This window comes from cyanobacterium endosymbiont of Epithemia turgida isolate EtSB Lake Yunoko, assembly GCF_000829235.1.
Lineage (GTDB): Bacteria > Cyanobacteriota > Cyanobacteriia > Cyanobacteriales > Microcystaceae > Rippkaea.
This window is the reverse complement of sequence record NZ_AP012549.1, coordinates 78,504-99,348: the sequence shown is the minus strand read 5'-3', so window position 1 is coordinate 99,348 and position 20,845 is coordinate 78,504. Positions and strand designations below refer to the sequence as shown.

At 35.0% G+C, this 20,845-nt stretch carries 7 protein-coding genes, 2 rRNA genes and 3 pseudogenes; 7 read left to right on the top strand and 5 right to left on the bottom strand.

Features of this window, described 5'->3' with window-relative positions:
* The first annotated feature begins 87 nt into the window (after positions 1–87).
* The 3 genes from ETSB_RS00250 to ETSB_RS00240 all read left to right on the top strand — a co-directional run bounded on the left by ETSB_RS00250 (position 88) and on the right by ETSB_RS00240 (position 4,840).
* Positions 88–2,960, top strand: a 23S ribosomal RNA gene (locus ETSB_RS00250).
* A 68-nt stretch (positions 2,961–3,028) separates the two neighbouring features.
* A 5S ribosomal RNA gene (rrf, locus tag ETSB_RS00245) occupies positions 3,029–3,146 on the top strand.
* 458 nt (positions 3,147–3,604) lie between these two features.
* On the top strand, positions 3,605–4,840 hold the full coding sequence (locus ETSB_RS00240; RefSeq protein ID WP_044105553.1) for an LL-diaminopimelate aminotransferase: 1,236 nt from the start codon (positions 3,605–3,607) through the stop codon (positions 4,838–4,840).
* 95 nt (positions 4,841–4,935) lie between these two features.
* Here the strand turns inward: ETSB_RS00240 and gnd are convergent, their stop codons facing one another.
* Positions 4,936–6,357 carry a decarboxylating NADP(+)-dependent phosphogluconate dehydrogenase gene (gnd, locus tag ETSB_RS00235; protein WP_044105550.1) on the bottom strand — a complete coding sequence of 474 codons (1,422 nt, stop codon included), beginning with the start codon at positions 6,355–6,357 and terminating at the stop codon, positions 4,936–4,938.
* A 2,909-nt stretch (positions 6,358–9,266) separates the two neighbouring features.
* Here gnd and ETSB_RS09045 point away from each other — a divergent pair.
* Positions 9,267–9,695: pseudogene (locus ETSB_RS09045) on the top strand (bifunctional adenosylcobinamide kinase/adenosylcobinamide-phosphate guanylyltransferase); the annotation flags it as partial.
* 448 nt (positions 9,696–10,143) lie between these two features.
* Here the strand turns inward: ETSB_RS09045 and ETSB_RS00225 are convergent.
* Complete coding sequence (locus tag ETSB_RS00225; RefSeq protein ID WP_044105547.1) at positions 10,144–10,626, bottom strand: hypothetical protein; 483 nt, start codon at positions 10,624–10,626, stop codon at positions 10,144–10,146.
* 962 nt (positions 10,627–11,588) lie between these two features.
* Between ETSB_RS00225 and ETSB_RS10415 the strand changes: the two genes are divergently transcribed.
* Positions 11,589–11,714: a hypothetical protein gene (locus ETSB_RS10415; RefSeq protein WP_269763970.1), complete on the top strand. Its 126-nt coding sequence runs from the start codon at positions 11,589–11,591 to the stop codon at positions 11,712–11,714.
* A gap of 588 nt (positions 11,715–12,302) precedes the next feature.
* On the opposite strand, the pseudogene ETSB_RS00220 reads toward ETSB_RS10415, so the two are convergent.
* The 3 genes and pseudogenes from ETSB_RS00220 to ETSB_RS00210 form a co-directional block, all read right to left on the bottom strand.
* A pseudogene (locus tag ETSB_RS00220) lies at positions 12,303–13,044 on the bottom strand (energy-coupling factor ABC transporter ATP-binding protein).
* 69 nt (positions 13,045–13,113) lie between these two features.
* Positions 13,114–13,896: an ABC transporter permease gene (locus tag ETSB_RS00215; protein WP_044105544.1), complete on the bottom strand. Its 783-nt coding sequence runs from the start codon at positions 13,894–13,896 to the stop codon at positions 13,114–13,116.
* A 58-nt stretch (positions 13,897–13,954) separates the two neighbouring features.
* Positions 13,955–14,617, bottom strand: coding sequence for a hypothetical protein (locus ETSB_RS00210; protein WP_232509893.1), 663 nt, complete (start codon positions 14,615–14,617; stop codon positions 13,955–13,957).
* A 523-nt stretch (positions 14,618–15,140) separates the two neighbouring features.
* On the opposite strand from ETSB_RS00210, the gene ygfZ reads away from it, so the two are divergent.
* Positions 15,141–16,190, top strand: a complete 1,050-nt coding sequence (gene ygfZ / locus ETSB_RS00205) for a CAF17-like 4Fe-4S cluster assembly/insertion protein YgfZ (RefSeq protein ID WP_044105538.1) — start codon at positions 15,141–15,143, stop codon at positions 16,188–16,190.
* Between the two features lie 1,856 nt (positions 16,191–18,046).
* Positions 18,047–19,176, top strand: a pseudogene (locus tag ETSB_RS00200) (Gfo/Idh/MocA family protein).
* Positions 19,177–20,845 lie beyond the last annotated feature (1,669 nt).

The following is a 20,845-nucleotide window of genomic DNA, read 5'->3' as shown; positions in this document are numbered from 1 at the left end:
AGAAAACGGTCATTACTTACGTTACTAGATTGAAGCGTAAGAGAATATTGACCAAATAGAAAAGTCTAAGTAATACCATATTAAAATGGTCAAGCTACAAAGGGCTAACGGTGGATACCTAGGCACACAGAGGCGATGAAGGACGTAGTTACCGACGAAACGCTCCGGGGAGCTGGAAACAAGCATTGAGCCGGAGGTCTCCGAATGGGGCAACCTTAAACACGACCATCTGAATACATAGGGTGGTGCGAGCCAACCGGGTGAACTGAAACATCTTAGTAACCCGAGGAAAAGAAAGCAAAAGCGATTCCCCCAGTAGCGGCGAGCGAACAGGGACCAGCCTAAACCATCAGCTTCGGCTGATGGGGTTGTGGGACAGCAATGTGGACTGTAGCGGTTAGACGAAGCAGCTGAATACTGCACCAAAGAAGGTGAAAGTCCTGTAGTTGAAAACTTAAGCAGCCTAGCTGAATCCCGAGTAGTACGGGGCACGAGAAATCCCGTATGAATCTGCGAAGACCACTTCGTAAGGCTAAATACTCCTGTGTGACCGATAGTGAAATAGTACCGCGAGGGAAAGGTGAAAAGAACCCCAGTAAGGGGAGTGAAATAGAACATGAAACCGTTAGCCTACAAGCAATGGGAGGACGATTTAACGTCTGACCGTGTGCCTGTTGAAGAATGAGCCGGCGACTTACAGGTTGTGGCAGGTTAAGGGAAAATACCTGAAGCCAAAGCGAAAGCGAGTCCAAATAAGGCGCTAGTCACAATTTGTAGACCCGAACCCGGGTGATCTAACCATGGCCAGGATGAAGCTTGGGTAACACTAAGTGGAGGTCCGAACCGACTGATGTTGAAAAATCAGCGGATGAGCTGTGGTTAGGGGTGAAATGCCAATCGAACCCGGAGCTAGCTGGTTCTCCCCGAAATGCGTTTAGGCGCAGCGGTTGTGTACCATAGCGGGGGGTAAAGCACTATTTCGCTGCGGGCTGCGAAAGCGGTACTAAAGCGAGATAAACTCAGAATACCCGTTATGCATCAACCAGTGAGACGGTGGGGGATAAGCTTCATCGTCGAAAGGGAAACAGCCCAGACCACCAGCTAAGGTCCCCAAATGAATGCTAAGTGATAAAGGAGGTGGGAGTGCATAAACAACCAGGAGGTTTGCCTAGAAGCAGCAATCCTTAAAAGAGTGCGTAATAGCTCACTGGTCAAGCGCTCCTGCACCGAAAATGAACGGGGCTAAGTATTCTACCGAAGCTGTGGACAGGAAACTGTGGTAGGGGAGCGTTCTATGTAGGGTGAAGCACTAGCGGCAAGCAGGTGTGGACAGCATAGAAGTGAGAATGTCGGCTTGAGTAGCGAAAATATATGTGAGAATCATATACCCCGAAACCCTAAGGGTTCCTCCGGAAGGCTCGTCCGCGGAGGGTTAGTCAGGACCTAAGGCGAGGCTGAAAAGCGTAGTCGATGGACAACGGGTTAACATTCCCGTACTGATTAGAGATTGTGGCGGGGGACGGAGAAGGCTAGGTCAGCCGGATAATGGTTACCGGTATAAGTATACGAGGTGTTGAGGGATGGAGAAAACATCCTGAGCTGAGTTGCGAGTTCGACTCTCTACGGAGAGGAAGTGACTGATGTCAAGCTTCCCAGAAAAGCCCGGACCACGTTAATTTCTAATTACCTGTACCCGAAACCGACACAGGTAGGGAGGTTGAGAATACTAAGGGGCGCGAGATAACTCTCTCTAAGGAACTCGGCAAAATAACCCCGTAACTTCGGAAGAAGGGGTGCCACCGAGAGGTGGTCGCAGTGAAGAGGCCCAGGCGACTGTTTACCAAAAACACAGGTCTCCGCCAAGTCGTAAGACGCAGTATGGGGGCTGACGCCTGCCCAGTGCCGGAAGGTTAAGGAAGTTGGTTAGGGTAACCGAAGCTAGCGACTGAAGCCCCGGTGAACGGCGGCCGTAACTATAACGGTCCTAAGGTAGCGAAATTCCTTGTCGGGTAAGTTCCGACCCGCACGAAAGGCGTAACGATCTGGGCACTGTCTCGGAGAGAGGCTCGGCGAAATAGGATTGTCTGTGAAGATACGGACTACCTGCACTTGGACAGAAAGACCCTATGAAGCTTTACTGTAGCCTGGAATTGGATTCGGGCTTTTCTTGCGCAGAATAGGTGGGAGGCTTTGAAGTCTGGCTCGTGGGTCAGATGGAGCCAACAGTGAGATACCACTCTAGAAAAGCTAGAATTCTAACTTTAACCCGTTAACCGGGGAAAGAACAGTTTCAGGTGGGCAGTTTGACTGGGGCGGTCGCCTCCTAAAAGATAACGGAGGCGCGCAAAGGTTCCCTCAGGCTGGTTGGAAATCAGCCGTAGAGTGCAAAGGCATAAGGGAGCTTGACTGCGAGACCTACAAGTCAAGCAGAGACGAAAGTCGGCCTTAGTGATCCGACGGTACCGCGTGGAAGGGCCGTCGCTCAACGGATAAAAGTTACTCTAGGGATAACAGGCTGATCTCCCCCAAGAGTTCACATCGACGGGGAGGTTTGGCACCTCGATGTCGGCTCATCGCAACCTGGGGCGGAAGTACGTCCCAAGGGTTGGGCTGTTCGCCCATTAAAGCGGTACGTGAGCTGGGTTCAGAACGTCGTGAGACAGTTCGGTCCATATCCGGTGTAGGCGTAAGAGCATTGAGAGGAGCCTTCCTTAGTACGAGAGGACCGGGAAGGACACACCGCTGGTGTACCTGTTATCGTGCCAACGGTAAACGCAGGGTAGCCAAGTGTGGAGCGGATAACCGCTGAAAGCATCTAAGTGGGAAGCCCACCTCAAGATGAGTGCTCTCACAGGGTTAACCTGGTAAGATCACGGGCAGACTACCCGTTTATAGGTGCTAGGTGGACATCCAGTAATGAATGAAGCCGAGGCATACTAACAGATCGAGGGCTTGACCTTTTATGTTGTCTTAAACTTTTCTTTTCTCGTTTTTTGCAGTCTTGAAGGTGCTTTTAGCCATTTGACTTCCTGGTGTCTCTAGCGCCGTGGACCCACTGCGATTCCATCCCGAACTCGCTTGTGAAACGCGGCAGCGGCCAAGATACTTGTGGGGTAGCCCACCGGGACAATAGCTCGATGCCAGGATTTGTTTTTTAACAGAGAATCTCTTTCCTATTGGGAAAGAGATTCTCTGTTAGTATCTGGACCGATACTTTCTGCACTATAAGTAGGATTTTCAGTTATAAGACTTTACTTTTAAAACAGAAGAATGTTTGAGAAATTAGACTAAATTAGAAAGTAGGTTCTCCTTACTTTACTACCCGCTGTTTTTGAACAGCTTTAGATAATTATCAACTTCATCGCATTTTGATTTAAATATTGAGGACCTGAAGCACTAAAATATAGTAAAGTCTAGTATAATTTAAGATCTACTAATTTTGTATTTTTATTGACAACAAGTAAATTCTTAATGGTTTAAACAATTTTTAAGTTTTTAAATCATTAAGAATTTACGTTAACAGAACACCCATAACATTTGAAACTATCTTTAAAATTTTTGACACAGTGTAAGCTTAATAAAAAGTATTTGTATAAAAATAAACATGACGACTATCAACGAAAATTACTTAAAACTTAAGGCAGGATACTTATTTCCTGAAATTGCCAGACGGGTAAAAAATTTTTCCGAAGCCAATCCTAATACCAATATCATTAAGCTGGGTATCGGAGATGTAACAGAACCTCTGCCCGAAGCTTGTCGCACTGCCATGATTAAAGCGGTGGAAGATATGGGTGATCGCGCAACTTTTCAAGGCTACGGACCAGAACAAGGTTATGGCTGGTTACGGGAAAAGATAGCGGCTAATGACTTCCAAGCAAGGAATTGTGATATAGATGCCTCAGAAATATTTGTCTCAGATGGGGCTAAATGCGATACAGGAAATATTCTTGATATTTTTAGCAGGGATAACAAAATCGCTGTTACCGACCCTGTATACCCCGTTTATGTTGATACAAACGTCATGGCTGGTCATACGGGGAAAGCCAATGACAAAGGAGAATATGACGGTTTAGTTTATCTTCCGATCAGTGCAGAGAATAATTTTATTGCAGACATCCCTAGTCAGAAAGTCGATCTGATCTATCTTTGCTTTCCTAACAATCCCACAGGGGCAACCGCCACCAAAGATTATCTCAAAATCTGGGTAGACTACGCTAAAGCTAGAGGGTCTATCATTTTTTTTGATGCTGCTTATGAAGCTTTTATCACTGATGACAGTCTCCCCCATTCCATCTATGAAATTGAAGGAGCAAAAGACTGTGCAATCGAATTTAGGTCTTTTTCTAAAAATGCAGGATTCACAGGGACTCGTTGTGCCTTCACAGTAGTTCCCAAAACACTTACCGCTAAAGTCTCTGATGAGTCAGATATAGAATTATGGAAACTGTGGAGCCGTCGGCAGTGTACCAAATTTAATGGAGTCTCCTACATCGTACAACGAGGAGCAGAAGCAGTCTATTCCGATACAGGAAAAGCGCAGGTAAAGAAATTAGTCAGTTTTTATCTAGAAAATGCTCAGATCATCTGCAATCAACTAAAAAGAGCAAAGTTTAAAGTATATGGCGGCGTCAATTCTCCCTATATTTGGCTAAAAACACCCTACAATCTCTCAAGTTGGGATTTTTTTGATAAATTACTGCAAACTGCTCATGTTGTGGGAACTCCAGGATCTGGGTTTGGTGCCGCAGGAGAAGGATATTTCAGGATTTCTGCTTTCAATAGTCGGAAGAATATAGAAGAAGCTATGAAACGTATTACAACACAGTTTTCTATGTAGTCTCAGGTAAGGTGAGCTATGCCCCCTCGTTTATTAACTAAAAACTCTCTCTCTTGGGAGAGTTTTTTTAGTTAATAAACGAGGGGAAAAATCTACTATTGAGCCGCCCATTCAGTATGGATAAATTCGCCTCTAGGTTTATCAATACGTTCGTAAGTATGCGCCCCGAAATAATCCCTTTGTGCTTGGGTCAAATTCTGAGGCAAACTAACACGACGATAACTATCAAAATAGTCTAAAGACGAACTAAAAGCAGGAACAGGAATACCCAACTTGTTAGCCAACATTAACACTTCGCGCCATGCCTCTTGACGATCCAAGATGCTTTGCTTAAACTCAGGAGCTAATAACAAATTAGGCAAGGTGGGGTTATCAAGAAATGCTTTTTTAATCTTATCAAGAAACCCAGCACGAATGATACAACCGCCTTTCCAAATACGAGCGGATTCAGGTAAACTTACCCCGTAATTATACTCTGCTGAGGCCTTAGCAATTAGGGCCATTCCTTGAGCATAAGAACACATCTTAGAACAGTACAAAGCATCTCTTACTTTGTTAACAAATGCCTTGACATCTCCTTCGAATTTAGTCCTGGGTCCAGGTAGTTCTTTTGATGCAGCTACTCGTTCATCTTTATACGAAGACATGACGCGTGCGTTTACCGCAGCATACATAGTAGGAATAGGAACCCCTAACTCTAAGGAAGTCATCACGGTCCAGCGTCCGGTTCCTTTTTGTCCTGCGGAGTCGAGAATGAGATCTACTAGGTGGTTTCCGGTTTCTGGGTCTTTGTATTTGAAAATATCGGCGGTAATTTCAATGAGAAAAGAATTAAGTTCATCAGTAGTATTCCATTCTTTAAAGACATTGTGCAACTTTTCATTGCTCAACCCTAATCCATTTTTCATGATGTCATAGGCTTCAGCAATTAATTGCATATCGCCATATTCGATCCCATTATGCACCATTTTTACATAGTGACCAGCTCCACCTCGTCCCACAAAGGTGACACACGGGCCATCATCTACTTGGGCAGCAATTTTGGTAAAAATGGGTTCGAGTTCTTTATAGGCAGCTTTTGTACCCCCAGGCATCAAGCTAGGTCCTTTTAAGGCACCTTCTTCTCCACCGCTAACACCCATTCCTACAAAACCAAGTCCGGTGGATTCTAATTCTTGGGTACGTCTTTCGGTATCCTCATAGAGAGAGTTACCGCCATCAATAATCATATCTCCTTTTTCAAGGAGAGGTTTTAAGTCTTGAATGACGTAATCAACAGGTTGTCCTGCTTGAACCATCACCAGAAGTTTACGGGGCCGTTCTAAGATTTGGACTAATTCTTTTAGGGAGTAAGCCGCTTTTATATCTTTGCCGACGGCCCGGGTACTCATGAATTTGTCTGTTTTCTCGCGGCTACGGTTGTAAACAGCAATGGGATAACCACGACTCTCCACATTAAGGGCTAGGTTTTCTCCCATCACGGCTAAACCGATTACAGCAAAGGTACGTTTCGTCATATAACTGCTACCAAATCTACTTGGTTTTTATCAAAAAGGGTTTTTGCTATTGCATAAGGCATTGGTTGACTAGACATTGGTAAAAGCTGAAGCTTTGTTATGGTCAACTTTTGCCTGATGGCTATTTACTTTTCGCCTTCTGCGTAGCAGTGCACCCTAATTAATCTAACGTTTTTTAGTCTAACGTTGGATTTTTAGTTTCCCCAATTCTTTAAACAGTATCTTAACAAGGCAGTAATTGAAACTCAGAAGTCAAAAGTCAGAAATCAGCATTTAAACCTCTTTTTTCTTTAACTATGTCCACAATTGGTACTTTATGAATATGGATAATTATGCGAATATTTGTAGATCATTTTTTTTGTTAGTTGGTAGCTCTAGTTACACTTTAATTTTTATTTCATATATGTGAGCCTCTAAGTAATTGTAAATCAACAACACCACATTAAAGTTTGGTAAACTTTTGTTTGAGACATAAATAAAAGAATAAATGGATAAAAAGCAGTTATTAAGCAACTTGAGTCAATTATTGAGTAGATAAACTCATAAATTGTAAGATTATTCTCTAATTTACTTAGATTAGAACGATTGCTTAGCCTCTGATTAATGAAAAGACTGTAGAAAAAAAATTAATATAATTCGCCATAACAACTGATATCCTAGTATTTTTTAAAAGTGTTCTGCTATGGTCTTCGCGATTTTAGCTGAATTTAATCTTGCTAAGCGCACTTAAACCCTAATTTTAACCATAAAATCTAGTGCCGCTTTTCGAATTATAAAGATGTGCTCACGCAGTTAAATTTAAGTTATATGTTTGTAACATCGAGGTTTTGACTACTAACTACATCTTAAATGAAGGATCGTAGCAGTTTATAGTCTTGTTATGAGGTAGTCGACAGAAAAAATAAGACCAAAATTGTCGAAAAGTCGAGATACTGAATTTTATATACTGAAAGTAATTGAGTTTTTTTCAGAGGGATTTTTGAAGAAAGGAAAGGATACGATTATTAATTTTTACTGTACATTTTTATTATCTTTCTAGATAAATTTTACTTTTAAATACTACTGTTATGAGAGTATCTAAGCCTGGTTAAAAAAATCTTTATCTCTCATCACCCCATTTGTCTTTCTATCATAGAATAAATTGATTCTACAGGTTATAACTATAACCACTTTTAGCCCAAATTGAATGCTGACCTGGAATAATTCTTAAAAAATAAAAACCTAGAGGACAGAGCATAAGAAATTGAATAAATTAATTATATTAACCGTATTGGTAATGTTGCCTTACTCAGCATAAAAATTTAACAACCTCTCTTATAATAAATCGTAATTGCGGTATCCATGCGCTGCAATTTAATGTATTGATCAACGATAAATACATTAAATCTTAGAGAAACTTTAAATAACCTTTCTCAGGAAGTTAAAAGTAAATTTTAAACCTTTTACGTAGTAAAGAGTGCTCACTTAGCGTAATTTTATTAAAAATGGAGTGACGATCTGCTTTAAGAAATAAAACTATTATTGTAGTAGATAAAGTACAAAATTAACTGTAACAAAGTTTAAATCTCACTAAAATTACGAAACAGAAGGTGAGTTATTTTTTATTCCCTTGTTCGTACCAACGTTAACAACTGTTTGCGTGGTTTCTTTTTTATTAAAATAAACTGGTCCGACAAGAGAACTTATAAGATAAATTATAACAAATATAATTGCAGCTTAATTTCTATTTCAAAAAAATATTTTTAATTATTTTTTCCGCTATTGTCACCTATTAAAATACATAAAACTTATGTTTATTTTTTTATTAATCTGGTTATATAAAAAATTTTTTATAAACAACTGTCTAAAAAATATAGCTAAAATTTATATAAATTATTTAAGCATATCATGCCTAGTATTTTACTAATTTACTTATTAGATATAATAATTTCTATTTAAATAAAAATCTTAATAAATAGGTTGTTTTATACAAATTACGCTCAATTGTGATTAATTTAATCTAGAGCTAATATTCTACGTGTCAACTTCCTTAAGTCAAGTCCGTAGACAAGTTTTGCAAGTACATCAGCTGATTTTAAAGTATTAAAGCTTGGAAAACATCCATCAACTCCAAATCAATTAGCCTAGTGGTGAAAAAAACTTCTTGTTAACTAAATTATAGTTGAACCTACACTATATACCAAATCGAGAATTCATCATAGTTAACTTTCAATCATTATGATTAAACATCGAAGAATTTATATTGCGTTATCAGAAATTATCAACAATGTTATAGTATCGTAGATTAACCCTATAATTAGACTAAAATTACTTGCTTTAAGGTTGCTAAAGTTAACATAAATACAGTATAATTAAAGTCAAAAAGTTTTTAATAAGTTAGTTGTCATTTTTTGCTAATTATTTTTTATGATTTATGGTGTTCAAGGCTAACAATAAATAAGCAAACCTTACACACTTATTATTAAATCTTAAAACCCTGGATATAATTAATTTATTTTTTGTCTACTTTATGAAAATAAAAATAAAGAGCAAGAATTAATAATTATTAGTGCTAAACTAAAATAAATTATATTTTTTAATATTAATTAAATTATTAATATTAAAATAAAATCATGATAAATATTCATACTATTTTAACTGACTTCGAAATATCTCCAGGTTTAAGATAGATTCTTTGGGTATAACGTCCGGTACTTTTTATTTTTGTCACTGAGACAATGGCTAATTTTTATACCGCTTTATCTCAAGCTAAAAGGATGATCGATCATGGAATATATACTTTTTTTGTGGAATTTATTGAGTCCTAAAATTTCAAAGCAATTCTAGTTATTATGGTAAATGATTTAGAACCGCTTCAAAACCAACAAATTATTTTAGTAACTGGGCCTACCCCTTAAGGTAAAAGTGAGTGGGCTGAAACCCTGGCTGAAAAATCTAAGAAGCCTGTTATTTATATCGCTACAGCCTTAGATAATACCCAGGACCCAGAATGGCTAGAAAGGATTACTCGCCATCGAGGACGTCGTCTTCCCCATTGAGAAACCCGACGAGTTCCCTATTACTTATCAGTTATATTAGAAACAGTTACGCCGCCTCATTGTCTTTTGATTGATTCTCTAGAAACCTGGGTGTCCAATTGTCTAGAACAAGATGGTTTGACCTGGATAAAGACGATGGCTCAATTCTTAGACCGTTTAGAAACGACCCCGGTAGATGTTGTTTTAGTAGCTGAGGAGGCAGGATGGGGAGTCATTCCAACTTTCCCCTTAAGACGTACATTTTGTGATCGCCTAGGAAATTTAACCCGACACCTGGGGGCAATCGCCAAGTTAACTTAGGTTAACTTGGCGAACCTCTGAGAAGAGAATCATTGTAAATATAAAATTACAAAGAATGATGAAAAACAATACAGGTGTTAGCATGAGGTTGCACTGCTGACCACAGAAAGGTTTATAGATATGACTTCGGAAGCTACTAGCAATAGATCTTCGCCATAGATGCTGATTGTTATCTGGAGGGTGCTGAACAAACTATTCAACAACTATTGAATCCCGAGTGGGAGCTAGTCGAATAGACAAGGTGTGGGATGTCTTGTCCTGTCGCTATTTCTGGAGGTACTTCCCCTGTGTGCCTTATGTGTTAACTTGCCCGGTTAGCCAAATAATAAATTACCATCCCCAAGAGTTGCTATTGACAACAAAATCTACCTGGCTCACATTCAACAGCGACTTGCAAGATTAAACTACGATTAGTTCAACTTTGGTGCATTTAACTAAGCAAAGAGGATTAAGCTAATCTTTCGGCCGCATTGGCTAACTCAGAGGCGACACGAGCAGAATAGGGTTTGATAAGCCACCAGATCAATGGAGATAGCCATCCACGTAAAGTCACTGAATAGGAAATATAAGACCCGCAGAGAGTAGACTCTACTTGATAAGTGATTTTCTGTTCAATTCCTGGAATAGCTAAAACTCGCATACTTAATAATTCTCCTGGCCTTACATTTTCTACAAATAGACGAATGGGGATGGGGGTGAGGCGTGTTACTACTTGATAAATCAACCCTGGTTTCGCAATTAGTCCCAAAGGGACATTTGTTTTTGAGAATAGGGGATGCCAAGAAACATCAGCCAAATTAATTAATTTCTGCCAAAGAACGTCGACAGGGGCGGTACTAACAACACGATATCTCTTGTAAAGAGAAAAAGCACATAAAAGCTTGCCCTTAAAGGTCATTAACATTAACTTAAAAGAGAAATTAAGCATCACAATTGCGTCTACTATGATAATTCTCTGGCAAATCTATTTGACTATAGCACCTAATTTTTGCAACATTCTTAGTCAATTCAAAGGATTAATTTTTGATTAAAAACGCAATGGCAGTGTGAGGTTCTATTCTCTAATATAATTGATCATTCTTCTTGAGAAGACACCCTAAAATAGATTTTAAACTGCATAGAACACAAAATTTTAGTGATGTTAGAATTTTCAACCTATTTTAAAAAAAGAAGAGAAAGTATAGTGACTTGCTTCAGACTAATTTACTCTAAAAATAGGTAAATTAGTCTATATTACTTCTTATAGACAATTGTTAAAGTTTTAGCTGAAAATCTAGCCGCGCTCAACTGAATAGTTAGTGACAGTCTAAAGCTTTATTCCATGATAACTAAATCTATAGAATTTTAAGCTCTGTAACTCTATTGTCATCTTGTAGAATTAAAATGTCGAAGATTTGATATATCACCATTTTACTTTATGGCTTCATAAGCACCGCCAAAGAACAGAACTTTAAAATACCAACATATCAACAATAGCACACCAAATCTACTGGCGTAAGTTAAGTAACATGAATACCAAGAAGTTGACCAGAAAGGCTAATTAAGCTTGCTTGTCTGACCACCACGCAAAACCGGTAGATTCATTCAATATCACGTTCACTGGCAACATATACATGAAAGCGCGTTACTATGGGAAAGTGCCTCCTCAAAGGAAGATAAAGTCTTGGGTTTCTCTAAAAAAGCCATCAGAGTTCGTGAACTTTTGTAATAAGAAAAATATTCTTAGTGTAGAATATCTTGAACTCGAAGTCTTCTGCTGCACGTAACTCTTGAGAAACAAAGTTATAAACCCTTAGAGTCAAAGTTAGATCAACGATGTCCACAAAACTCATTCTAGAAGTACAGTTATAGAGATAGATAGTATCTTATTTAAAGAAGAGTAACCAAGACTTCTTGAAGAGAGCAATTGCGAAAATCTCTAACCAGAAACAGTTTGTTGTCACCCTAGAAAATATTTTTTCTACTTGGGTCGGTTCAAGCGAATCGATGACAAGATTGCTTAACGCTTGTGTGTTCTAATTTTAGTCATTTCACCCCATTTTTTAAAAAAATAACTTAGTACAAGCTAAACCTAAACTTTTTTGTAGTTTGTAAAAATATAGGTGAAGCCTACCCTAGGCTATTTTTCAAGATTGTCAGCAGAAGACTTACAATCCTGTATATTTCATAATCATAATTTATTGAATAACTTAATCGAGTCCCTTCGTAAAACTAAACAATTATTTTAAAATAGTTGAACTTAATCTATAATTTTCTACTTTTATTTTCTATTGACCTTGATAGCTTTTCATCTTATCTAGGTATCCTAATTTTAAAAAAATTTTTACTTTTAACACCTAAAAAATGCTAATTAAATACTAAATTAAGCGTTTGTAGCTGAAAAATCTAATTACTCAAACAAAAGCTGCAACTGTATTTATTAATCTTGAACACTCTATCAACAGAACACAGCTAACTCTTGCTTAAAAACTTTTTCTGTATTCTGTCTCGAGGTTAAAGCATTTTATAGAGCAGGCAGAGGTTTAACAATATACAATGACTCGAGGTAACTATGGTATGTTTCCACTCTAAGAGCATAAATTTCAACTTCGCCTTTTCTGTACTCACTTAAGGGGCGTCTCCTAAATTACAGTAGGGGCGACTGTAACTGAGATGAGAGGGGTTTCTAAGTCCTGTTTCTTTAAAAAGTTTTGATCGCTCATTATCCTGTCTGTATCACCATCATAGACAATCTGATCTTGCCTAAGATAATAGTGCGCTCACATAATTCCCAGGCTAAATTAATTAAGGTCGTGGGTAGCAATTAATTGAGTTAGAGAAAAAGTCTGTAGCAAGCCAATTAAATAGCGTCGAGAACAGGGATCAAGTTGGGAAGAAGGTTCATCTAACACTAACACTTGAGGCTGCATGGCTAAAACTCCGGCAGTTGCTACCCGCTTTTTTTCTCCTTCTGATAAATTATCAGCGCTCCTTAAACTATAGATTCTGGGATTTATTTTTACCGCTTCCATAGCCTCTCAAACTCTTAATTACAGGGGTTTCCCTTTATACCACCATTTTTCGGTTTAAAACCGATATCATCCCACACAGTAGGTATAAATAGCTGATTATCGATATTTTAACAAACTAAACCAACAAAATTTCTGATCTTGGTAAAATTTTGAGTATTAACTTCCTACTACCTTACTTTAATATTTCTTAACTGAGGTAGAAAAATTCCATTGAGGTGAAATTGTAAAGTGAATTTTCTCGATCAGTTTGCTCCAATTATGGCAACTCTCTTCTCCTCTTGAACTGATAAGTTAATTCCGTTCAGAGGGTAAGTCACATCGGGATAACTGTAGCTTATATTTTAAATTACAATAAAGTTATTGTATATTTTTAGCAGTAGAAGAAGTCCTTGTTTATAAAGTAAAAATCAACTAGAAGCACTAGTATAGAAACGAAGAGCAAATTGCCATAAATAGTGAGAGATCAATAATAGAGATAATGCTATTAGTATTGCGCCTAAAATCCATAAACCTTCAATTTTTCCTAAAAGTACCTTTGCCGGAACAGTGGTTAAAAAAGTAATAGGAATTACAAAAGTCAAGAAAAAACGATAGATCTTAGGATAAGCACTTATGGGATATCTACCTGCTTCTAATAATCCCCTTAGAACTTCAGTCACATTATAAATTTTGACAAACCATACACTGGTTGCTCCTAAGATAAACCAAATACTATACAAAATGGTAATGCCCAAAATTATTGTTATACAACTGAGTATATAGTCTCCTAGATGTAAAGATAGTTTAGAACTAAAATAGAAAATTATAATTACCCCAAAAACCAAATCTGAAAATCCCCAAGGAGATAAAATTCTACAAGACAACCAAAATTGACTACTAATTGGTTTCAGTAACACGAAATCTAGGGTTCCTTTCTCTACTTGTTCGACAATTCGATTTAGATTAGGGACTAAAAAAGTAGTATAAATACCTTGTAAGAAAGTAAATATTCCTACCACTATCATTGCTTCGTCCCAGGTCCATCCATGAAAGGTATAACCTGTTCCATAGAATAGGAATAGGTTAAATAAACTTCCAATCAAATTAGCAAAACTGCTAACCATAGCAATTATAAAGTTAAATCGATATTCTAATTCTGCTGTAACTGATGTTGTCCAAAATAATCGTAAAACTTGTAAATAGGTTCTCATTGTGGTCTATTGCTTAATAATTTATTTCACCATTTTTATTTCAAAATATAGTATTAAACTATGGTATTAATTCAAATATAACGCCAATTTTGCTATCTTTTTTTACCTGTGAATTTTGTCTTTCAATTTTTGTAGCCAATCGAATATTTTTAGTAATTGCATAACCAAAAGAAAGCGTTGTAATCCCTACTTCATTATCTTCACCAGGAGAGATAAAACTGTGAGACAAGGAAATATCAGATGCGCCAGTACGTGATAAGGGAAAAAACAATTTACCTCCAATGTTCACTCCACTTTCAGAATAGTTATTAGTGGAGATTGAACGATATCCTACCATAGGAGCAACATTAATATAATTTCCCAAAGGCAACAAATAATATTGTAAGTTAACCCCTCCTGCATCTCTTCTTCCAAAAGAAGTTTGATAGTCACCGCTAATTGTCAAACCAGTTTTCCCAATGAAAATATCATCAACCGTAATATTAATTCCTCCATCATGTTCAGTAGAAGGAAATTCTGCGTATCCTATTCCCACACGTGTTCGAAAACTCGGATCAGTATAAATATCATATAAAATATTAGGAATGTTATTTAACCATCTTTTTAAGACTGGGCTATCTTCAATAATTTCTTGTGGTAAATCAAAGGTATTTTCAAGCGAACTATCCTGAATAGGATTAACCTCTGATGAGAATTGACTATCAGCTGGAGTTTTCAACATAAAGATTAGGAAAATATTGGAAATAATGATATAAAACCAATAAAATCTTGGATGTAATTGTTGTTCGGTCATTTTTTAAAAAAGAGAAACACCGCTAGGCTAGCATTATAATGTTTTTTGACGTCGATATAGAGGAAACCCCGATGTTAACAATAAAATCTATATTTAGCATAATAGAGAATCTACGAGAAGTAGAAGTTATCATTCAACCTATTTTTATCTGGGTGATGAATAACTTAAGTAAACAATTGTCAAAATTAAGTTAAAAAGCATTTTATTAAATAAGTCAAATATGGTTAATAACCATATTTGACTTATTTAATAAAATATTCTAAACTAAATGTTTAGTTAGCTTTCATTGAAGTAAAATTGTAGGATTGTAATGTTGATACGATCAGAAATATTAATTTTTTAATGAAACAGGAGAAGTCAATTGGTAACGATATATAAAATAACAACGAATTACAATGGAAATATTTAGTAAACTAACTTATTAATTTAGTATCAAATTTTATTATCAATTATGAGACAAAAAATACATAAAATTCAAAGACAATCAGAGACAACTTTAACAGAAAATAAAACAAGAATCGGTAGTTTTGGCAATGATAGTGAAGGATTTGAAACAGCTTATAGCAAAGCGGTTATTTATGATCGCAGTCATTGGGGACTTCTAAAACTTACAGGAGATGATCGCTTACGTTTCCTTCATAATCAAACTACCAATAATATTAATAAATTAAAGCCAGGACTAGCGTGTGACACCGTTTTTATCAATTCTACTGGTAGAATCATTGATTTGGTTACAGTTTACGTCACAAACGACTCAATCTTGATTTTGGTTTCCCCAAACCGTCGTCACTTCTTGATGGAGTGGATAGACCGGTACATCTTTCCTATGGATAAAGTAAAAATTACAGATGTTTCCGATCAAAATATTGTTTTTACCTTAATTGGTTCCGAATGTACTTCCTTTCTAAAAAAAGGGGGGATTAATGGTTTGGCTGAACTTCTACCAGAAAGTCATTGTTTAACGGCTATAGGAGAGGCTTCTATGAGGATAGCTGTAGGAAGTGGGTTAGCTATCCCCGGCTATACCTTAATTGTTCCAATCAATCAAGCCAAAACTGTTTGGGAGCAATTAATACAATTAGGAATTATTCCTATCGGAGATCGCGTGTGGGAACAATTACGAATACGACAAGGAAGACCGCTTTTTGATAAGGAATTAACTGAAGATTATAATCCCCTAGAAGCAGGATTATGGCGAGCCATTTCCTTTGAAAAAGGCTGTTATATTGGACAAGAAACCATTGCTCGTCTAAATACCTATAAAGGAGTCAAACAAAGACTATGGGGAGTTAAGTTGAGTCAAGAGATTATTCCAGGAACTCCAGTTATTTTGGATGGAAAAAAAGTAGGAATTTTGACAAGTTGTACTGAGATTAATCAAAGTTTTTTTGGGTTAGCTTATATTAGCACCAAAGCAGGAGGAGTAGAATTAAGCATTCAAATAGAAAAAGCACGAGGAAAAGTAATAAAAGTACCTTTTTTAACCCATAAATATTATTAACTATCTGCTGGTTAATAAATTTTTGAGAAAAAAATACCAAGTAGGGCACATTAGGTGAACTTTTGATTGTTTATAAGTTAAACTATGATTTTTCTTACGCTATAATTAAGAATATACATAAGGTTTTTTTATTAGTAAAGCGTAATATAACCTACAATTTACTTAAGATTTATTACTTTTTTAAATTAAATAGATTAGCATAATTAAAGTCTAAGTTTTTTCTGTTTACTGATCTATAAAATACTTATTTTTACAGCCAAGCAGAGATTATGTTACTCAGTAAAGATGAAATAACTTATTTTTAAAGAAAAAAATGATACAGCAGCCTTAGTTGAGTATACAAGGTAGAAAACGTATGGCTTTTTATGAAAATAAATAAAAAGGTAGTAGCATAATTTTATTAAAATATGGTTTTCAAGGCATTGAAATAAATATTTTATAATACCAAAATAGAAGTAAAAAAAATACATCATAAATACAGACAAATTATCAATAACCCCGCAAAAAAAGTATAAAATAAAGAACAACAAAAAGACTTAAAAGTAACCTAAAAAAATACTATTAAATAGTAAACAAGAAAAAGCTAAGATAAAAAATAAAAATATTTTTTAGTCTAAGAAAATATTTTTTCAATAAAAGAGGAGAATAGTTATTAGATAATAAGCAGATGGATTACAAAATTGTATATATTTTAAAAATAGAACTCTCCAGAAAGTAGTAAAAAGGACTAACAAGAAAATTGAATTAATTAAAGTACAAGTTGATAGCTAAATTAATTTTAAAATAAGGTGGTTACAAAAGAGTGCTTATTAAATACCACTTTAGCTAAGAATTAAGCTAATAAGATTAGAGGAATAAGAAACATTAAAGTCAACTAATGCTAAAAATTTTCTCTATAACGAGAACAAAAGTACAAATATTATGTTAAAATTCAAGAGGATAAAAAATTTTAAAAATTATAGATTGATTAAATCTATCAGAAAATATAACTAGAAAAATAATTTACATAAAGATTATTCAAGAAAAAGAAAGATCGTGTTCCCATTCTCTAGTGTTTTCAGATAAGTAAGCGGCTAAAATTTTTCCAGCTACTCCTAACTGGTTAATTATTGTGGTTAATGGTAATAGAGAATGTTATTTCTCACCAGAAGATCGAGTTCATGTAATAAAATTGCTCTATCTAGCCTATTTTATTTGTTTAAAATCTCCCCAATTTTTCTGCCTCCTACAAAAGAAACTAGAGTGAGGACTCCCCCGTGCTGCCAAACTAACTTTTGTAGAACTTACTTGATAAAAAGTTTTAGGTTCTTCCCCTCTTGCATAAAAAAACTGTAACTATTACTTTTATATCTTATCTTGCTTTTTTTATGAAGTTTTGTAAGCGTAAAAGCTGAGCTTCAATCAGTTTCTAAAAAGTTAAGTGAGTTATCATGACAATAGACTTAAAATACCAGAGAAATCATTATAAATAATGAAAAAAATGAAGTAAGTAAGACTATAAAAAGGACTTCGTTATCAACGGAGTTCATAGACTATTTACCCGAGTTTATAAAATAGATATCTTTGTCATTCTAATTGAAGTTAGTACAGATTGCTCATAGTGAAATTACTACTTCATCGTAGTTATCTTCTACTTGAGTGTGAATAGTTATTCAAATAACTTTAAGCATTGAGATATGTGCAAATATCTCAATGCTTAAAGTTATACAAAATCATCATGAAGATTTTGGTTATATACAATAAGATACTTCATTTTTTAATTCAAAGTCATGATATGGTTACAAACTGGAGCAGTTATTAAAAAATAGATAGTAAACTGTCATGTAACATTTTAAGTTTCGATTATAACGGGGATTATGTCAACTATTCGTGTCACTGTTATCGCAACCGGTTTTAGTCAAGCTGTCCATATTCCAGGATTAAAACACCATTCTAGCACCGAGGTAATTGCTATTTACAATCATGATTTACCAAAATCCAAAGCCATAGCAGATTCTCACCATATCCCCTATGTTTTTGATAATTTTTAAAAACTCTTATCTCTAAGTAAAATCAATGCTGTTAGTCTTTCTGAACCTCTGTTGCTTCACTAAGAAATGGGTAAATAAATTTTGGAAGCAGATAAACATCTACTGTTAGAAAAACCTATGGCGATGTCAGCGCAAGAAGCAAAAGAACTTTATCATCATAACGCAACAAAAAAAATTAGTTGTCACAACATATTTTGAGTTTCGTTATGTTCCTAAGTGGCAACTTTTATAAAAATACTTACAATAAAATTATGTGAGACTAATTCGCCTAATTAAGATTGATTGGTTAGTGGCGAGTCGCGCAAACCCAGAACTTGCTTAGAATTGGTATTCCCCTTGAGATCAAGGAGGAGGAGTTTTAGGGACACTTGGCTCCCATTGTTTCGAGTATATATATTCACTGGTTATTTGGACCTTTTAAACGATTATCAGCTCAAATAATTTTTGCAATTAAAGAACGTCCTGATCCTAAAGATAATAGTAAGTTAAAGCCGGTTAATACTGATGACACTTCTTTATTGATGTTAGAACTGAATGATGGAGTACCCTGTCAAGTATCCCTCAGTTCGTTAACTTAATAATGGACACGGACATTGGGTATAAGTGAAGTATATGGCGATCATGGTACTTTAGTCTTAGGAAGTAATAACCTAAAAGATTATATTCATGGCTTTCATTTACAAGCTGCTCCTGCAGGTCAATCCCTCACAGAAGTTGAAATTATTAAACAGTTGGCATTCCCTGAACTCTTTACCGATGGAAGATTAGCACTATTTATTCGAGTCGTTGATCGTTGGGGAAAAAGTATTGATCAAGGAAAGTATTTAGTTCCCTCTTTATGTGAAGGAGTTTATTCTCAATAAATAGTGGATTTAGCCTATAAAGTAAATGATAAGAACTGCTGGGTAGACGTGCTAGATATAAAACAATATATGGATCTTGTCAACTCAGAATGATAAATCAGTAGCTAATAATGTCCAAAACTATGATTTTGACTGTATTCTGTAACTTCAAAAACTTAATTTTTATAAAAAATTTTCTGATATGCTGTAAATCTTATAAGTCAAGACTCTCAGCTTTTTTTTATTGATTATTATTTTTTCACAGCTAATCTGGAAGAGTTACGATTGATTTGTTCTAGAGTTAAAACAACCAATTATTACTGTTTCAACAGTTAATGATTTATACATAATACAACTTTAAGTAATTAACTAAAAAATAATAATATAAACTAATAGAGAGTAAAAATGATGGCAAATATAAGCAGTATAAATATTGAATTAAAAGCAATTTAAACAGAAATAAATTAGCTACTTTAAAGGTTAAAGATAATATCTTATTAAGATTATAATTTTATAATTATATAGTAATTTATTAAATTTAAGTTTTTAGTGATAATCTCAGGGATTATCGGAACCATTAATAAATAATTATTTACACATAATGATAAATCTCAAGTGAATACAGATTGATCTTCTATTGTAAAAATGGGAGTTTAACTGAGAAGAAGTGAAGTTAAAATTTTTGTTATCATTTTTCCTGGATCAGGATATCGAAACTTTATATGTTACAGCTTCTTTTGTCTTTTGTAAAAAAGCATTTTTTTACAAAATCAGCTATCATTATTTTATAAAATTTATGCTCTAGATAATAATTTTAATATGCTAATTTTTACTAATTTTTATAATAAAAATAATAAAAATTAATTTCATCAATTCTAATCCGAAGAGTATATTGAGTTTTTAAAGAACTAGTTGAATAGGTATGAAATTATGCGAGATAGCATTGCGGATTAAAACCGCATTTAACTATAAATTACTGCAGTAAATATTGACTTTTAAGTTAACTCTAGGCAACACCGATGACCGTAAATTACTTTCTAAGTTAATGTAAAATTTGACTAGTAAATTATTGGTAGTCCAAGGATATTTTACTGAAAAACTTGTTGATAATTTTATCAACAAGTTTTTCAGTAATTCCCTATTATCAACAGAATATAAAATAAAAATTAATAAAATTAATTGATATAATTATACTTTATAAATATTTTTTAATTTTTTAGAATTAATCCTATTTAAACAACATATTAAAAATATAACATTCGATAAACTGTATTATTTGTAACTCTTATATTAATATTTTTTTTGCTGATTACTTATCCATATTTCCCTAAAAAATATTTTTTTATTTTAAAGTAAAAAACTAAGATAACTTCGTGTTATGCTAAATTTAAACAATAATTTAAATCTCAATTATTGATGATAATTATCTGAGATAATCGTTAACCTTGTTATGTGCTAATTGAGATATTAACAACAATGATAGCGTTTTAAAAAATGATATAATTCACCTACTAATAGACTAAAAGCTGATTCTTTAAAAATAAATGTCACGTTCACTGAATAAATTAACAGATTGCGTATACAACCTTTGTTTGCAAGGCTTAGCTCTTACTAACGTTTCAATTTTACTTTTATAAACCACTTGATATATACCGAGTAATTACCAAGAATAATCGCTATATCTATCTTTTTATATTTTCCGTATTGCTTGAATCCCTATGTCTCATTGTCTAAAATTGTACTACCTTTTTAACCTCTTTTTTTGTAGGATACAGAACAATTG